16 protein-coding genes and 2 riboswitches are annotated in these 14,200 nt (G+C 25.9%); of the genes, 7 read left to right on the top strand and 9 right to left on the bottom strand.

Annotation, left to right across the window (positions count from 1 at the left end):
- Positions 1–27 precede the first annotated feature (27 nt).
- The 3 genes from MKD34_RS04695 to MKD34_RS04685 are packed head-to-tail and all read right to left on the bottom strand — an operon-like array spanning position 28 to position 1,716.
- Positions 28–906 (bottom strand): SPFH domain-containing protein, encoded by an 879-nt coding sequence (locus MKD34_RS04695; RefSeq protein ID WP_240218418.1) that lies wholly within the window; start codon positions 904–906, stop codon positions 28–30.
- Positions 907–916: 10 nt separating this feature from the next.
- Positions 917–1,324 carry an NfeD family protein gene (locus MKD34_RS04690; RefSeq protein ID WP_240218417.1) on the bottom strand — a complete coding sequence of 136 codons (408 nt, stop codon included), beginning with the start codon at positions 1,322–1,324 and terminating at the stop codon, positions 917–919.
- Positions 1,325–1,347: 23 nt separating this feature from the next.
- On the bottom strand, positions 1,348–1,716 hold the full coding sequence (locus MKD34_RS04685; RefSeq protein WP_240218416.1) for a hypothetical protein: 369 nt from the start codon (positions 1,714–1,716) through the stop codon (positions 1,348–1,350).
- Positions 1,717–1,852: 136 nt separating this feature from the next.
- On the opposite strand from MKD34_RS04685, the gene MKD34_RS04680 reads away from it, so the two are divergent.
- On the top strand, positions 1,853–2,404 hold the full coding sequence (locus MKD34_RS04680) for a DNA-3-methyladenine glycosylase I (protein WP_240218415.1): 552 nt from the start codon (positions 1,853–1,855) through the stop codon (positions 2,402–2,404).
- Between the two features lie 41 nt (positions 2,405–2,445).
- Here MKD34_RS04680 and MKD34_RS04675 read toward each other — a convergent pair whose 3' ends face one another.
- Complete coding sequence (locus tag MKD34_RS04675) at positions 2,446–2,871, bottom strand: hypothetical protein (protein WP_240218414.1); 426 nt, start codon at positions 2,869–2,871, stop codon at positions 2,446–2,448.
- A 14-nt stretch (positions 2,872–2,885) separates the two neighbouring features.
- Positions 2,886–3,251, bottom strand: coding sequence for a hypothetical protein (locus tag MKD34_RS04670; protein ID WP_240218413.1), 366 nt, complete (start codon positions 3,249–3,251; stop codon positions 2,886–2,888).
- 196 nt (positions 3,252–3,447) lie between these two features.
- Here MKD34_RS04670 and MKD34_RS04665 point away from each other — a divergent pair, with 196 nt between their 5' ends.
- From MKD34_RS04665 to MKD34_RS04655, 3 genes are all read left to right on the top strand, one after another.
- Complete coding sequence (locus tag MKD34_RS04665; RefSeq protein WP_240218411.1) at positions 3,448–3,846, top strand: hypothetical protein; 399 nt, start codon at positions 3,448–3,450, stop codon at positions 3,844–3,846.
- A 103-nt stretch (positions 3,847–3,949) separates the two neighbouring features.
- Positions 3,950–5,323: a dGTP triphosphohydrolase gene (gene dgt / locus MKD34_RS04660; protein ID WP_240218410.1), complete on the top strand. Its 1,374-nt coding sequence runs from the start codon at positions 3,950–3,952 to the stop codon at positions 5,321–5,323.
- 71 nt (positions 5,324–5,394) lie between these two features.
- Positions 5,395–5,724 (top strand): winged helix-turn-helix transcriptional regulator, encoded by a 330-nt coding sequence (locus MKD34_RS04655; protein WP_240218408.1) that lies wholly within the window; start codon positions 5,395–5,397, stop codon positions 5,722–5,724.
- A gap of 63 nt (positions 5,725–5,787) precedes the next feature.
- Here MKD34_RS04655 and MKD34_RS04650 read toward each other — a convergent pair whose 3' ends face one another.
- Positions 5,788–7,311 (bottom strand): ABC transporter substrate-binding protein, encoded by a 1,524-nt coding sequence (locus tag MKD34_RS04650; RefSeq protein WP_240218407.1) that lies wholly within the window; start codon positions 7,309–7,311, stop codon positions 5,788–5,790.
- 94 nt (positions 7,312–7,405) lie between these two features.
- Positions 7,406–8,116, bottom strand: a complete 711-nt coding sequence (locus MKD34_RS04645; protein ID WP_407933850.1) for an NAD-dependent protein deacylase — start codon at positions 8,114–8,116, stop codon at positions 7,406–7,408.
- 323 nt (positions 8,117–8,439) lie between these two features.
- Between MKD34_RS04645 and MKD34_RS04640 the strand changes: the two genes are divergently transcribed.
- The gene (locus MKD34_RS04640) at positions 8,440–8,634 is read left to right on the top strand and encodes a hypothetical protein (RefSeq protein WP_240218399.1); all 195 of its coding nucleotides are present in this window, start codon (positions 8,440–8,442) and stop codon (positions 8,632–8,634) included.
- 593 nt (positions 8,635–9,227) lie between these two features.
- Positions 9,228–9,788, top strand: a complete 561-nt coding sequence (locus MKD34_RS04635; protein WP_240218398.1) for a pentapeptide repeat-containing protein — start codon at positions 9,228–9,230, stop codon at positions 9,786–9,788.
- A 33-nt stretch (positions 9,789–9,821) separates the two neighbouring features.
- On the opposite strand, the gene MKD34_RS04630 is transcribed toward MKD34_RS04635, so the two are convergent.
- Positions 9,822–11,168 carry a GGDEF domain-containing phosphodiesterase gene (locus MKD34_RS04630; RefSeq protein ID WP_240218393.1) on the bottom strand — a complete coding sequence of 449 codons (1,347 nt, stop codon included), beginning with the start codon at positions 11,166–11,168 and terminating at the stop codon, positions 9,822–9,824.
- 71 nt (positions 11,169–11,239) lie between these two features.
- Positions 11,240–11,316, bottom strand: a riboswitch (cyclic di-GMP riboswitch).
- Entirely contained in the window at positions 11,308–13,251 is a 1,944-nt protein-coding gene (locus MKD34_RS04625) for a transporter substrate-binding domain-containing diguanylate cyclase (protein ID WP_240218391.1), read from the bottom strand. (Overlaps the previous riboswitch by 9 nt.)
- A gap of 131 nt (positions 13,252–13,382) precedes the next feature.
- Positions 13,383–13,458, bottom strand: a riboswitch (cyclic di-GMP riboswitch).
- A gap of 161 nt (positions 13,459–13,619) precedes the next feature.
- On the opposite strand from MKD34_RS04625, the gene MKD34_RS04620 reads away from it, so the two are divergent.
- The gene (locus MKD34_RS04620; RefSeq protein WP_240218389.1) at positions 13,620–14,195 is read left to right on the top strand and encodes a 3'-5' exonuclease; all 576 of its coding nucleotides are present in this window, start codon (positions 13,620–13,622) and stop codon (positions 14,193–14,195) included.
- The last annotated feature ends 5 nt before the right edge of the window (positions 14,196–14,200 follow it).

Below are 14,200 nucleotides of genomic sequence, written 5' to 3'. Positions count from 1 at the left end.
CTTACGGTTTTTTTATAAGAATATTTATTATTTTTTAGATTCGTGGAAAAGCTCACTTAAAGTAACTATATTTTGTAATTCACTAGGAATAATAATTTTTGTAGCCTGGCCATTTGCAACTTTTTCAAAAGCTTCCATTCCCTTAATCATAAGAACGCTTTTATCAGGAGCAGCTTCTTTAATAAGTCTAATGGCTTCAGCATTTGCCTTTTGAATACTAAGAATAGCTTCAGCTTCTCCTTCAGCCTCTCTAATAGCAGTTTCTTTTTTTGCCTCAGCTCTTAATATAGCAGCTTCTTTTTCTCCTTCAGCAACTAAAATAGCAGATGTTTTTTGTCCTTCAGCTCGTAGTATTGATTCTCTTCTTTCTCTTTCAGCTTTCATCTGTTTTTCCATAGCATCTTGAATTTCAGCTGGCGGAATAATATTTTTAAGTTCTACTCTATTTATTTTTATTCCCCATGGATCAGTAGCTTCGTCTAGAATAACTCTCATTTTAGTATTTATTGTATCTCTTGATGTTAAAGTAGCATCAAGCTCTAACTCACCAATTAAGTTTCTTAAAGTTGTTGCTGTTAAATTCTCAATAGCATTTAAAGGATTCTCAACACCATAAGTATATAGTTTTGGATCAGTAATTTGGAAATAAACAACAGAGTCTATTTGCATAGTAACGTTATCCTTTGTAATAACTGGTTGTGGTGGAAAGTCTATAACTTGCTCTTTTAAAGAGACTCTTTTAGCAATTCTATCAACAAATGGGATTAAAACATTTAAACCAACATCCCAAGTCGCTAAATACGCACCTAATCTTTCTACAACAAAAGCTTGTGATTGAGCAACAATTCTAATATGTGTTCCAATTAAAAATATAGCAATAAGTATTAAAATAAATAAAAATAACATGTAACCCCTCCTAAGATTTTTTAGATAAAACCAATTTATTTCCCATAATTTTCTCTACGATAGCTTCATCTCCAACATTGAAGTTAGATTTAGATATACCTTCCCAGATTTTTCCATCTAAGTATACAGTATAGAAATTATTACTTCCACGCACTTCAATCTTTTCAATTTTTACAATTTTTCCTTTAATACGATTCAGTTCTTTACTATTTCCTTTAAAATGTTTTAAGGCAAGTTTTCGAATTAGAACTAAAAAAAGCAAAGAAGCGCCAACAAAAATATAAAACTGATTTTCTAAGGAAGCTTCGTAGAAAATCATTGTTAAAAAAGCTCCTAATGCAAACCAAATAGATATAAGTCCAAATGTTAAAATCTCAATAACTAAAAATACGATTCCTAGAATAAACCAAAGTAACATAAAACAACTCCTTTCTTAAAAGATTAATATAGTGTTCTAACATCAGAGTTAATAACTATTCCATCAGAGTTAAAAATAATAACCCATTTGTATTGAGGATTATGATTGTCTCTAGAACGACTTCCCTTACCTGCTCTAAATGAAGCTGAAAATGAGTTATATCCAGGACTATTTATAGTTATGTCACGATATGTCCAAACTGTATTTCCTTGATTATTTATATCAATTGAGTATGGTTCTCCAAAAATATTTTGAATATCTTTTTGAGTTGTTTGATTTTCAACTACATTACTTTCAATAGTATATGTAGAGAGATTTTTATTATAAACAGAGTTATTAGTACAACCTAAATAGAAAAAACTTAAGAATAGAAGTAAAGATATCTTCTTCATAAAAAACCTCCTTAATTATCTAGCTATGAAAATACTAACATAAAACTACTTAAGAAGCAATGAATTAAGAAAATATTAAATTGAAATAAGATGTTATAAATGATATTATGAGATAAAAATTTTGGAGGGTGATTTTATGGTAAGATGTCCTTGGTGTGAAAGTAGTGATCTATATAGAAAGTATCATGATGAAGAGTGGGGAAAGCCAGTTTATGATGATAGAACTCATTTTGAATTTTTAGTTTTAGAATCAGCTCAATCAGGATTAAGTTGGATAACAATATTAAAAAAAAGAGAAAATTATAGAGTAGAATATGATAACTTTAATCCAGATATAGTAGCTTTATATAATGAAGATAAAATATTGAAAATGTTAGAAAATCCTGGAATAGTTAGATATAGAAAAAAGATAGAATCATCTATAAACAATGCAAAAGAATTTTTGAAAATTCAAAAAGAATTTGGTTCTTTTAATGAATATATATGGTCTTTTACAGAAAAGAAAATTATAAAAAATAGTTGGATAACTTTAAATGAAGTTCCAGCAAAAACAGAGTTATCAGATATAATAGCCAAAGATTTGAAAAAAAGAGGATTTAAGTTCTTAGGAAGTACAACGGTTTATTCATATCTTCAAGCTGTAGGAATAGTAAATGACCACTTGGTAGAGTGTGAATTTAGAGATTAAAAAGTAGTGGATGGGCATCTCGCTCATCCACTTTTTTATACTTAAAATAGAGTGCTAGTAGATGCATATGGGTAGTCAGATGTCCACACATATTTTTCTGTTTTATAGCTATATTCAAATTTACAAGTATATGAAACGACTCTATTGATGTTAATATAACCTTTATCTTCAGCAGCTTCAATACCCTTAGGATTTAAGAAAGCTATTACTTTAAGTTCACCAGAACCGTAACTTCCAACTTTTTTAAAGCTAATCATATGAGCCGAAGAAGTTTTTAAATCAAAACCATATTTTTCAGCTTCAGCTTTTAAAATATTTGTTTCAACAATATCAGCTACCTTAGTATCGTTTACAGAATACTCCTTATACGGACTTGAAGAATCAACAGGTGTTTTTGATGCTGTATTGTCATTATTACACCCTACTAATAAAGACATGAAAACTAATGAAGCTAATAACTTTTTCATAATGCCCCTCCTGTTTAATATATTTCAAAAAGAATATTTTTTATAATATGATTAGCTAAATTTTTTCCACACTCATCATATAGAAGCCTATTTCTTTTCATAACCAAATAGTTGTGTAGACTATGAAGGTGTGAATATAAAGGTATTGCTTCCATTTCTTTATATATTTGAATCAGATGATTTTTATCTAGCTCATCGTAATATGTATTAGTTTTTTCAATAATAAAATTTTGTATATCTCTAGGAGATAAATAATTGGATTTTAGAATGATAGTTTGGATAGAATAAATCTCTTTTTGCAAAATAATTGCTTTCTCAGAAGAATTAATATTTTTTGTAATAACTAAATAATTAATAAAATTTTGAAGTTGATTGGACATAATGATAAACTCCTCCTTCTTAAAAATTAAATGAACTTTTACCTTATAAATACTAAAAAAAATACGATTTCTTTTAAAAAAATAAAATATTAAAAAATAAAAAATCATTATTTAAAGATTAAGAATAGAGGTTGACAATCTCATTTAAAAGATTATAATACATGTATTATAGCAACTACATTGGAGGTTGAAATCTATGGACAAAAAAGAACTTATAAAAAAACTTAATATATTAAGTAAATTTAATTTGGAAAAGTCGTTGTTGGAAAATACAGCAACAGGAGTAACAATTCCTAAAATAAGACTATCTTTTGTTACTGGTGGAGGAATAATAACTGGTGATATTATGACTCTAGAAGAATTAAAGGAAGAGTTTTTAGCATTTGGTTCTAATAAAAAAGAACATGAATCTTTATCTGAAGTGAATCCTTTAAGCTTGGTTCTTCATGACAATGATTTACAAAATTCTATTTATGATAGTTTTCTACCATTGAGAGATGTATCTATTGCCAACTCTGAGCATATAACTAAGTTAAACTTTTTAGCTCTATTTTATGATGAGATAATTGGTGTAACTGTTGGGAAATTGAGCTAGAATTAAAAAAATTAAGTTGCTATAGAAAAAAAGCTGCTAAATTGAAAATATCATTTGGCAGCTTTTTAAATATTTACAAAAATTAATTGGAAGGAGAAAGAGAATGAGATGGAATAAACTACTATGTGAAAAGAGATTTAAGCAAAGTTCAAATGAAGCTTATGAATTTGATGAAAGAAATGAGTTTGATAAAGATTATTCTAGAATAATTTCTAGTTCATCCTTTAGAAGATTGCAAGATAAAACTCAAGTATATCCTTTAAAAAGAGGAGATTTTGTACGAACAAGATTGACACACTCTCTAGAAGTTTCACATATAGCTTCATCTATTGGAAAATCGATAGAAAAATATTTGAAAAGAGATGATCAAAAGATCTCTTCACTGCTATCAGTTACAGGATTAATTCATGATTTAGGAAATCCACCTTTTGGTCATTCAGGAGAATATATAATTCAAGATTTTTTTAAAGAGTATTTAAAAAAAAGCGGGTATGATAATATACTTACAAGCATACAAAAAGAAGATTTATTATGTTTTGATGGAAATGTTCAAACGTTTAGAATACTAAGAAAACTACAGTATTTAGGCGATAAAGATAGTTATAATTTAACTTATGCAACTTTGGCCACAATAATGAAATATCCAACAGATTCTATAGAGGGAAATAAAAAAGATAAAGGAAAACTTATTGAAAGAAAATTTGGATATTTTGATAGTGAAAAAAATGATTATGAAAAAATAGCTCAAGAGATGGGAATAGTGGGCATGAGACATCCTATAACATTTTTATTAGAAGCTGCTGATGATATAGCATACTGTGTCGCCGATATTGAAGATGGTGTTCAAAAGAAATTTATAACACTGCAGGATTTAAAAAATATGTTAAAGAAAATAGGAAAGAAATCTCTAGAGGTACAGGATTTAATGGAGAAAATAAAGGAATATGAAGAAAAAAATAAAGAGATAGAAAATAATAGTTTATTTGAAAAAATTGTTGTTCAAAAGATTAAAATACATATCCAAGGAAAAATGATTCAAGAAGTTATAAAATCTTTTATAAAAAATGAAAAATTAATTTTGAGTGGAGATTTTAATAAAGAGTTATTAGATGATGGCTCATATAAAGAAATAAAAGATGGTCTAAAAAATTTAGCCAAAAATAAGATATTTCAATCAAAAGAAAGAGTTTTTACGGATATTTTAGCTGCTAAAGTTTTAAGAAAACTATTAAATGTTTTTATTGAAGGGATGATAGATTGGTTAAACAATGGAGAAGAAGCATCTTTGACATCTAGAAATATAAGAGTATTAATTTCTGAAAATTATATTATTAACTATGAATCTGAGCTAAAAGAGTGTAAAAATAAAGGTGATGAAATCTATACAACTCTTAAACTATGTGTAGATTTTATAAGTGGAATGACAGATCAGTTTGCAGTTGATTTATATAAAAAGTTACAGGGAATTAGTGAGTAGGAGTAAATTTAATATTGATTTGCCTAGGAAAAATTTCTCTGATATACTTTATAAAAAGTGTGGAGGAAATTATGGTAGAGAACAAAAATACAGATCATTGCCCAGTAGAATTAACAGCTTTAATTTTAGGGAAAAAATGGGTTCCCACAATTATTTTTACATTAAAAGATTCAGAGTTAAGACTAGGAGAACTACAACGTTTGTTAGGATGTAGTAAAAAAATTCTAATTGAACAATTAAATATATTAATTTTACATAAAATTGTAGAGAATAGAAAGGTTTATAAAGGAAATACTATTGAATCTTATTATAAGTTAACTGATTGTGGAAGTGAACTTTTACCCATTTTAGTTAATATGAAATCTTTTGGATGTAAGTTTGAAGAAAATATAAAAAAATAAATTATTTTATGAAAAAAGGAGGAATTGTTTCCTCCTTTTTTATGATAGGTATTAAGTTTTTAATTAGTTTTCTCTATAAAGTGGATAAAAATCATGAAGTGTTACAGGATGGATATTTAATCCTTTGATATCTTTTTGAGCTCCAACAATAATAACGCTATTATAAAGCATTACGTGTGGAGTATCTTTAATAATTTGCTCTTGAGCTTCTTGATATATTTCTAATCTTTTCTCTTTATTAACTTCTACTTTTCCTGCATCTAAAAGATTATCAACATCTTCATTAGAATAAAAAGAACGATTACCAGGGCTACCTATAGATTTAGAGTGAAACATAGGATATAGTCCATAGTCAGCATCTCCAGTGACAGTTCCCCATGAACCTAAGAACATATCAAAGAATCCTTTTTCTGTTAAATCATAAAAAGTTCCACTTTCAACAATATTTATTTTTAAATCTATTCCAATCTCTTTTAAGTTAGCTTGAATAACTTCAGCAATAGCTTTTTCGTCACTCGATCCCATAGTAAGAAGCTCTAAAGTAACTTCACCATTATTATTAAAAGTTTTCATTAGTTCTTTTGCTTTTTCAGGATTATAACCAACGTTTTTAACTGTATCTGTAAATCCAAATACATTTGGGGCAATAACTGAGTTAGCAACATATCCATAGCCATTTAAAATAATATTAACAATAGCTTCTTTATCAATAGCATAATCAATAGCTTTTCTTAAATTTTCATTTAGAAATACCTCTTTTTTATTATTAAATCCTAAATATCTATATGAGTATGAAGGTTTTGTATATAAAATAAGCTCACTATTTTCTTTTATCTTTGGTGCGTCAACAGTACTTATATCTAAAGCAACATCAATCTCTTTTGTTTCTAAAGCAATCTCTCTATTTGTAGGTTCTGTTATTGTTTTAAATATAAGTTTATCAAATGATGGTGGATTTAAGAAGTAATCGTTATTTTTATCTAAAACTACTTGATCTCCAATAATCCATGAATTATATTTATAAGGACCGGTTCCAATAATTTGAGGATTTTCTCCAGAAGACTCAATTACTTTTTTACTAACTATCCCAAGTGCAGGATGAGAAAGATGATATAGTAGTGGAGCAAAAGGAGTTTTAGTAACAATTCTAATTGTATTAGGCTCTACTATTTCAATTTTTTCAATAGGAGGAACAATAAAACTTATTCTAGGAGAGTTCATCATTCTTTCAAAGGAAAATTTAATATCTTCTAGTGTTAATTTATCTCCGTTATGGAATTTAATATTATCTCTGATTTTAAAATCATAAGTTTTATCATCAACTTTTTTCCAACTTTCAGCTAATCCTGGAATTATATTTCTATCTCCATCAATTTCAACTAGTCTAGAATAGATTTGTTTATTTATTCTTAAAGAAAATCCATCGTTGGCATTGTGAACGTCGAGAGAGCGAGGGTTTCCACTTTGAGCTATTTTTAATGTATTCTCTGTATCTTTCGTATTCTCTTTAGTACAACTGAAAAAAATCACTGTAAAAATTAAGAATATGAGAAATTTTATTTTTTTTGATTTTTCAATAGGTTTCATACTTACCTCCGTTAAATTATAATAAGAGTTATACTATCATAATTTAAGTTTAAGGTAAATTGGTTACAAAAAAGTAACCACTAAAAAAGTTTAATTACTTTAGTTTATTTACTGCATAATCCATAACTTGAGCAAAACTGTCTCTAATAACTAAAGATGCGTACTGATCATATTTAGTTTCATCTGCATTTATAATAACTAAATTTTTTCCTTTAAAATATTGAATATAATAAGCTGCTGGGTATACAGTTAAGCTTGTTCCAGCGACAATTAAAGTATCAGCTTTTTTAATAGCACTGATGGCAAGCTCAGTAACCTCTTCATCTAAATTTTCTCCATAAAGAGTTACAGGTGGACGAGTTATACCACCACAGTCACATCTAAAATTTTTAGGCTCTTTTTTTCTACAAGCTAAACAGTAAAAATGAGAGATATTTCCGTGAAGTTCTAACACATTAATAGAACCTGCATCTTGGTGTAAGTTATCAATATTTTGTGTGATAACAGCTTTAAGTTTTCCCATCTGTTCTAGTTTAACTAAAGCAAGGTGACCTTTATTAGGTTTAATATTTTTAAAGTTCATTTTTTCTTCTAGAAATTCATTGAAAATTTTTCTATTTTGTAAAAAAAAGTCTATATGTAAAATCTCTTCTGGATCGTAACCTTTATATTTTCGACTATAAAGACCATCTTTTCCTCTAAAGTCTGGAATACCACTTTCTGTTGAAGTACCTGCCCCGCCAAAGAAAACAATGTTGTTGCTAGTTTTTAAAATTTTAGCTAATTCATCCCATTTTTCATTCATTTTAAATACCTCCATATGTAAAGAATTAAAAGTTCCATTTTTTTAATTATATTACGATTAAAATATATTTGCAAAAAATAATAAGAACCTCTGGGGGGGAAGAGGTTCTTATCTGGGGGGGATTAAATTATTTACTACTTTTAACACTTATTATAATATTTAGACCAAAGATTGTATAAAAAAGTTTTAAATTTATTAAAAATTTATGAGTAGATAAATTATAAAAATATAAAGAAATTAATAAGCGAAATTTTAAAGAACAAGTGATTTGCTCTTTTTTTGTCAAAGAGTTATAATTAAATAAATGAAAAATTGGAGGAGTTATGAAAAAAATTATAATTAGTTTATTTTTAGGAGTTACTTTATTTGCTAGTGCTTCTGACACAGTTTATGTTACTCCAAAAGGTAAGAAATATCATGCAACTAAATCTTGTAAAAGTTTGAGTAAAAGTAAAAATATAAAAGCTGTGAAAATATCAGAAGTTGGGGGTCGTGGACCTTGTAAAATTTGTTATTAAAGATTAAAATCATTATAATATATAAATTTTATTTGAATAAGAATTATTAGTTTCTTTATCTGTAGTAGGAAAAAGTGTAAAGAATTAAAAGAACAATCTAATCCAGTAGAAAAAATAGAAAAGAGAAATATAGTAAAGGATAATTTTTAGGAATAGAAGAGAGTGCACATGCGATATAGACTAGCTAAATCCAACTCACTCTCTTGTATACTTAAAATGAAATTTTAAAACTAATTTGTTTTAAAAAAATAAAAACACACATGCGATATAGAAAAACTAAATCCAACTTGTTCTTATTTTTCACATTCTAAGTAATACGGTGTATTGTATATTATATACGATAAAATTGCAATTAATTTATTTATAAATAACATTTAAGATAATGTTTTTTTTAAATTAAAAAAACAAAAAAGTGTTTTTTATAAAATAAAAAAAGCTTCTTAGTAATTTAAACTAAGAAGCTTCCCCCGCTAGCCCCCTTGACTAAAACAGAGTCTAATAATATCTATTTACTATATAAAATAGTAAAAAGCAAATTTATTTAAAAAAATTACAATTAAATTATTATAAAAAATAAAAAAAAGAGGAGAAAAATGTATTTTGAAGAGGATATAATAGGAATAGATTTAGAAGAAAAATTAATTTTTGGAAAAGAAATAATAAAAACAAATTTTGAAAAATGTAATTTTAACAATGTAACTTTTTCAGATTGTGATTTTGAAGAGGTAATTTTTGAAAAATGTAAATTTGATTCAGTAAACTTAGACAATGTAAAGTTAAATGGAGCTATATTTAAAAATTGTGAATTTAAAAATATAAATTTTAGTAAAATATCTAGGTTTATAATAGATTTTCAAATTATAAATTCGTTTATGAAATTCTGTATTTTTGATGACCTACAGTTAGATGGATTGGAGTTTTATAAAAATGAATTTGAAGAATGTACCTTTCAAAAGTGTAGCTTAAAAAAATCTAAATTTAATAACAGTAAATTTAAAGATACCGATTTTTATGAGTGTATATTAGAAAATGCAGATTTAAGTGATTGTAGTGGATTGATGATAGACATTGTAAGCAACAAAATAAAAGGGGCAAAGGTTTCTATAGATTTAGCTTTAAATATTGTTAAGAAAATCGGTGTAAAAATAGTTTAAAAATAAAAATGGTAGAGAAATTAAATATTTTCTCTACCATTTATTAACTAATTTAAAAAAATCTTCTTTAGAAAGAGGTTTGCTAAAAATATATCCTTGTCCAATATCGACTTTATTTGACTTTAAAAAATTTAGCTGCTCATTTGTTTCAATTCCTTCAGCAACAATTTTAAAATTAGATCCCTTTATTATATTTATTAATCCTTTATAGACATCAGTAGCAACTTTATTATTTGGATTTACTCTATCTAAAATTGACTTGTCAAATTTTATGATATCTACGGGAAGTACACTTAGTAAAGAAACTGAGGAGTTTCCAGCAGTGAAATCATCTATTGAAACTTGAAATCCAATTGTCTTTAAGTGATTTATTTTTTCTATAATAGTTGTTAAGTTTAATCCCAAAATAGTTTCTGTAAGCTCAATCTCTAGTAAATTTGGATCTATTTTATATTTTTCAATGAGAGTAACTATTGTTTTTAAGAAATCATCTCTTTCAAAAGTTTGTAAGGAGATATTAAATGAAATTCTGAAGTTGTTTTCTAATAAATAAGTTTGAGACATCTTGTTTAAAAATTTTAGTGATTCTTCAGCAATTTTATAATCAATTAAATATACTTTTTTTAATTTTTCTGCTATAAATATAAATTCATCAGGATATATAGCTCCTAATGACTCATTTTGCCATCGGGCAAGAGCTTCAGCTCCTAATACTTTTTTAGTAGTTAAATCAAATTTTGGTTGAAATAGAGCATGTATTCCTTTAATATCTTTGTTTATTATTTTATGTTTTATTTGAGTTCGTCTGTTAATTTTTTCTATTAATTGATTATCTAATTCTGAAATAGATATATTTTTTTCTTCTTTTATTTCATCGAGTATTTCTAAGTATTCAAAAACTTCTTCAGTAGATATAGAAGTACGATTTTTATAAAAAGATATTTTAATCTCCTCATTAAAATTATAATTTTCTTTAAGTTTTAATCTACTAAGATTTTTCTTAATCTCATTAATTTTAGGAATAATGTTGCTTTCATTTGTTATTATATAGAATTTACTTCCAGACATTTTATAAATTTTACTTTTATATTTTAATGTATTTTTTAAAATATTAGCAATATTAAGAATTATTTTATTTCCGATATCCCATCCGAGCCTTTTATTAATTTCTGATAAGATATTTAACTTTATTTTAATAAATGTACAGTTAGTATGAGTATATTTTGAAATATCTTCTACATATTGATAGTGATTAGGTAAATTAGTCAATTTATCTATTAATAGTTTTTTAGCGGCCTTATTTTTTACATATAGATTTATACTTGTAACTGCTAAGCTAATTGCAAGTATGGATATTAGTAAGTATAGTAATGTGTGCATATAACTCTCCTTGATATTTTTTATTTTAATATATTATTGAAATAAAAAAGCAACAATTTTAATTAAAAAATTGTTGCACCTGGCTGCCATATGATTAGGCCCTATAGTTTTGCGTCATAAAGTTTCCTTTATTTTGCCCTTACTTTTTATATTCCATAATTGAAAAACCATTTAGTTTTTTAGCATCATACATAGCTATATCAGCTTTTTCAAATGCCAATTCCAAAGTTTCATCAATATTTTTAATATAATATCCAATGCTAAAAGAGATATTATATTGATTAATAATAGTTGAATTTTTCCCCAGAGTTACTAATTTTTCTAATCTTTCTAAAAGATCTCTGTTTTCATAAAATAGATAAAATTCATCTCCAGATATTCTAAAAGTATGTTCTTTAGAAAAAACTTCTAGTAAAAGTTTTCCTACTTCAGAAAGAACGAGATCTCCTTTACTATGGCCATAATTGTCGTTAGTTTTTTTAAAATTATCTAAGTCAATAACAATAACAGCGCCTTTAGTATTATCATTCTTCTTACAAAACTCATTAAAAAGATATCTATTAGGTAATTTTGTTAATTGATCATGTGTTAAAGCTTTTGTTAATTTTCTTTGAAAAACAATTTTACAAATTAATAATCCGAAGACTAGTGTAAATATATACCATATTTTTTTCTTATGTTCTGCTTCTTCAATAAGACCCATAACATATTCTTTTTGATCTGTTTCTACAAAGTTTCTAATTTCGTTTCTATCAAAATCTCCAACAACGGCAATTGCCTTATTAAAAATATTTCTTAACATTTCCTGATTTTTTGAGAAAGCAAAATTTACAGGAATATCTTTTATCTTTATATCTTTATGTTGCTTATGACAATCTCTATCATAGATATTATATGGACTTATTATATAACCAATCTCATCTTTTTTAAAAGCATTAAATAACTCTGTTGTTGAATTATAAATTCTTATATCCTCTTTTGGAAAAAACTCTTTACCTATATCTTGTGATTTTCCATCTTTTAAAACTCCAACATTATAATCACCACTATCCACGTGATTAAGTAGATGCATGGGGATAAAATCAATTGCTTCAGAAAAAATATAACTTGATTTTCTTCTAGCTGTTGTTGAAAGTGTTAAAAAATCGATATTTTCTTGTTTGAATTTTTCTTGTATATATAGCCACTCTTTTCCATTATAAATATATTTTATTGGAATATTAATAATGCTGGCTAATTTATTTATATATTGAGGAAGTATCCCAATAAATTTATCTTGATTTTTTATATAAATACTTAAAGAAATATCATCCTCAAGAGAAGTAGTTATAAATTTCTTTTGTGCTAAAAACTCTTTTTCCTCTTTTGTTAAACTATTTTGAAATCTTTCTCTTTGATGATACAATGGAAGATTTTTAAAGTAAGTTGATATTTTTTTACTGTATTTTTTATTTAAAGCGTTATTTATATAAGGTAATAGATAATCATATTTTTTATTTACACCGATACAAACTGGAGCTAGAAATGAAACTAGCAATCTATTTTGAGATTTAACAGCTATGAACTCAGAATCTAAATAAAAATCATTTTTATAATCATCAATATTTTCTACTTCAACTATATTTGCAGTTATATTATTTTGTTCTAAATACTCTTTTAAGTATTTTATAGGCATTTCATCATCTTTATATGCATATATGGTTTGATTCATTAAATCATAAGGTGACTTTAATAATTTTTTATCTGAAGCAATGTACAGGTTCTCGCTAAAAATTGGTTTAGAAAGTAATATGTTATCCTTTCTAATATTATTTTTAGTAACTAAACCTAAAGCTCCAATTGTACCATCTTCTAGTTGATTATAACTATCTCTCCATGTACCATGAACTTCTTTTACATTTAGTTTTAGTTCATTTTTAAATATATCACGAATAATGTTATTTATAGAAACACCATCTATTTCCATTTCAGTTTCTGGATAACTTTGAATTCCTAAATAAAAAGTATTATCATTTGAAAAAATAGTTGTTGCTATTAATAAAAAGAGTAGTAATTTTATAGATTTGTTTTTAAAAAATTTCAATGTTGTCCTCCGTTATTTTAGACCAATACAATATTTAGTTTGTTAAGTTATTCTTATTTAGTAGTGACTAAAATTGTGTATTTTTAAGTAAACTAATACTAAAATAAAAAAGCAACAATTTTATTGAAAATTGTTGCAACTGGCTGCCATCTAAAAGGCCCTATAGTTTTGCGTCATAAAGTTTCCTTTATTTTGCCTATTTATTTGAACTGTTATTCATATAATATATCATAACAATGTTTTAATCAATTTGAAATTTACTGCAAAAAATGATGCAAGTTATTTCAATATGGACTTATAAATATTTTGCATTGTAATTTTAAAAATGATAGAGTATTATAAAAATATAGATAAAAAGGAGGATGGATATGAAATTATTATATTTAGATACAGAAACAACAGGTTTAACAGATAACTCTGCAATAGTTCAAATAGCTGGAGCAATAGAGATAGATAACGAAGTTGTAGAGTGGTTTAATATTAGATGTAAACCTCATAAAGGAGCAGATATTTCTGAAAGTGCTTTGAAAACTATAGGGTTTACAATAGAAGAACTTAATCAAGAACAAGAACCAGAAGAGGCATTAAAAGAGTTGGAGGAAATTTTTTCGAAATATGTAGATAGATATAATAAAAATGATAAATTAATAATGATTTGTCATAATTTTCCATTTGATTTTAGAATGTTATATAACTTTTACAATAGATTAAACAATAGATTTATGGGAAGTTTTATTGATTTCAAATTAAATGTATGTACTTTAAATCTAGTAAAATCTCTTCAAGTAATGGGAGTTTTACCAATTTTAGAAAATAATAGATTGGAAACTTGGTGTAAACATTTTAATGTATCTTTAGAAAATGCACATGATGCTTTAGAAGATATTAGAGCAACAAGGGAAGTTTATAAAAATATAGCTAAAGTTCTTGAAAAAGCCAAATAATAAAA

This window comes from Cetobacterium somerae, from assembly GCF_022430525.1.
Classification (GTDB): Bacteria; Fusobacteriota; Fusobacteriia; order Fusobacteriales; family Fusobacteriaceae; genus Cetobacterium_A.
This window is presented reverse-complemented; position numbering and strand designations above follow the sequence as displayed.

Excerpts from the sequence above, each read along its gene's own strand:
- MKD34_RS04695 (WP_240218418.1), bottom strand. The coding sequence starts at position 906 with ATGTTATTTTTATTTATTTTAATACTTATTGCTATATTTTTAATTGGA.
- MKD34_RS04690 (WP_240218417.1), bottom strand. The coding sequence starts at position 1,324 with ATGTTACTTTGGTTTATTCTAGGAATCGTATTTTTAGTTATTGAGATT.
- MKD34_RS04685 (WP_240218416.1), bottom strand. The coding sequence starts at position 1,716 with ATGAAGAAGATATCTTTACTTCTATTCTTAAGTTTTTTCTATTTAGGT.
- MKD34_RS04680 (WP_240218415.1), top strand. The coding sequence starts at position 1,853 with ATGGTAAGATGTCCTTGGTGTGAAAGTAGTGATCTATATAGAAAGTAT.
- MKD34_RS04675 (WP_240218414.1), bottom strand. The coding sequence starts at position 2,871 with ATGAAAAAGTTATTAGCTTCATTAGTTTTCATGTCTTTATTAGTAGGG.
- MKD34_RS04670 (WP_240218413.1), bottom strand. The coding sequence starts at position 3,251 with ATGTCCAATCAACTTCAAAATTTTATTAATTATTTAGTTATTACAAAA.
- MKD34_RS04665 (WP_240218411.1), top strand. The coding sequence starts at position 3,448 with ATGGACAAAAAAGAACTTATAAAAAAACTTAATATATTAAGTAAATTT.
- dgt (WP_240218410.1), top strand. The coding sequence starts at position 3,950 with ATGAGATGGAATAAACTACTATGTGAAAAGAGATTTAAGCAAAGTTCA.
- MKD34_RS04655 (WP_240218408.1), top strand. The coding sequence starts at position 5,395 with ATGGTAGAGAACAAAAATACAGATCATTGCCCAGTAGAATTAACAGCT.
- MKD34_RS04650 (WP_240218407.1), bottom strand. The coding sequence starts at position 7,311 with ATGAAACCTATTGAAAAATCAAAAAAAATAAAATTTCTCATATTCTTA.
- MKD34_RS04645 (WP_407933850.1), bottom strand. The coding sequence starts at position 8,116 with ATGAATGAAAAATGGGATGAATTAGCTAAAATTTTAAAAACTAGCAAC.
- MKD34_RS04640 (WP_240218399.1), top strand. The coding sequence starts at position 8,440 with ATGAAAAAAATTATAATTAGTTTATTTTTAGGAGTTACTTTATTTGCT.
- MKD34_RS04635 (WP_240218398.1), top strand. The coding sequence starts at position 9,228 with ATGTATTTTGAAGAGGATATAATAGGAATAGATTTAGAAGAAAAATTA.
- MKD34_RS04630 (WP_240218393.1), bottom strand. The coding sequence starts at position 11,168 with ATGCACACATTACTATACTTACTAATATCCATACTTGCAATTAGCTTA.
- MKD34_RS04620 (WP_240218389.1), top strand. The coding sequence starts at position 13,620 with ATGAAATTATTATATTTAGATACAGAAACAACAGGTTTAACAGATAAC.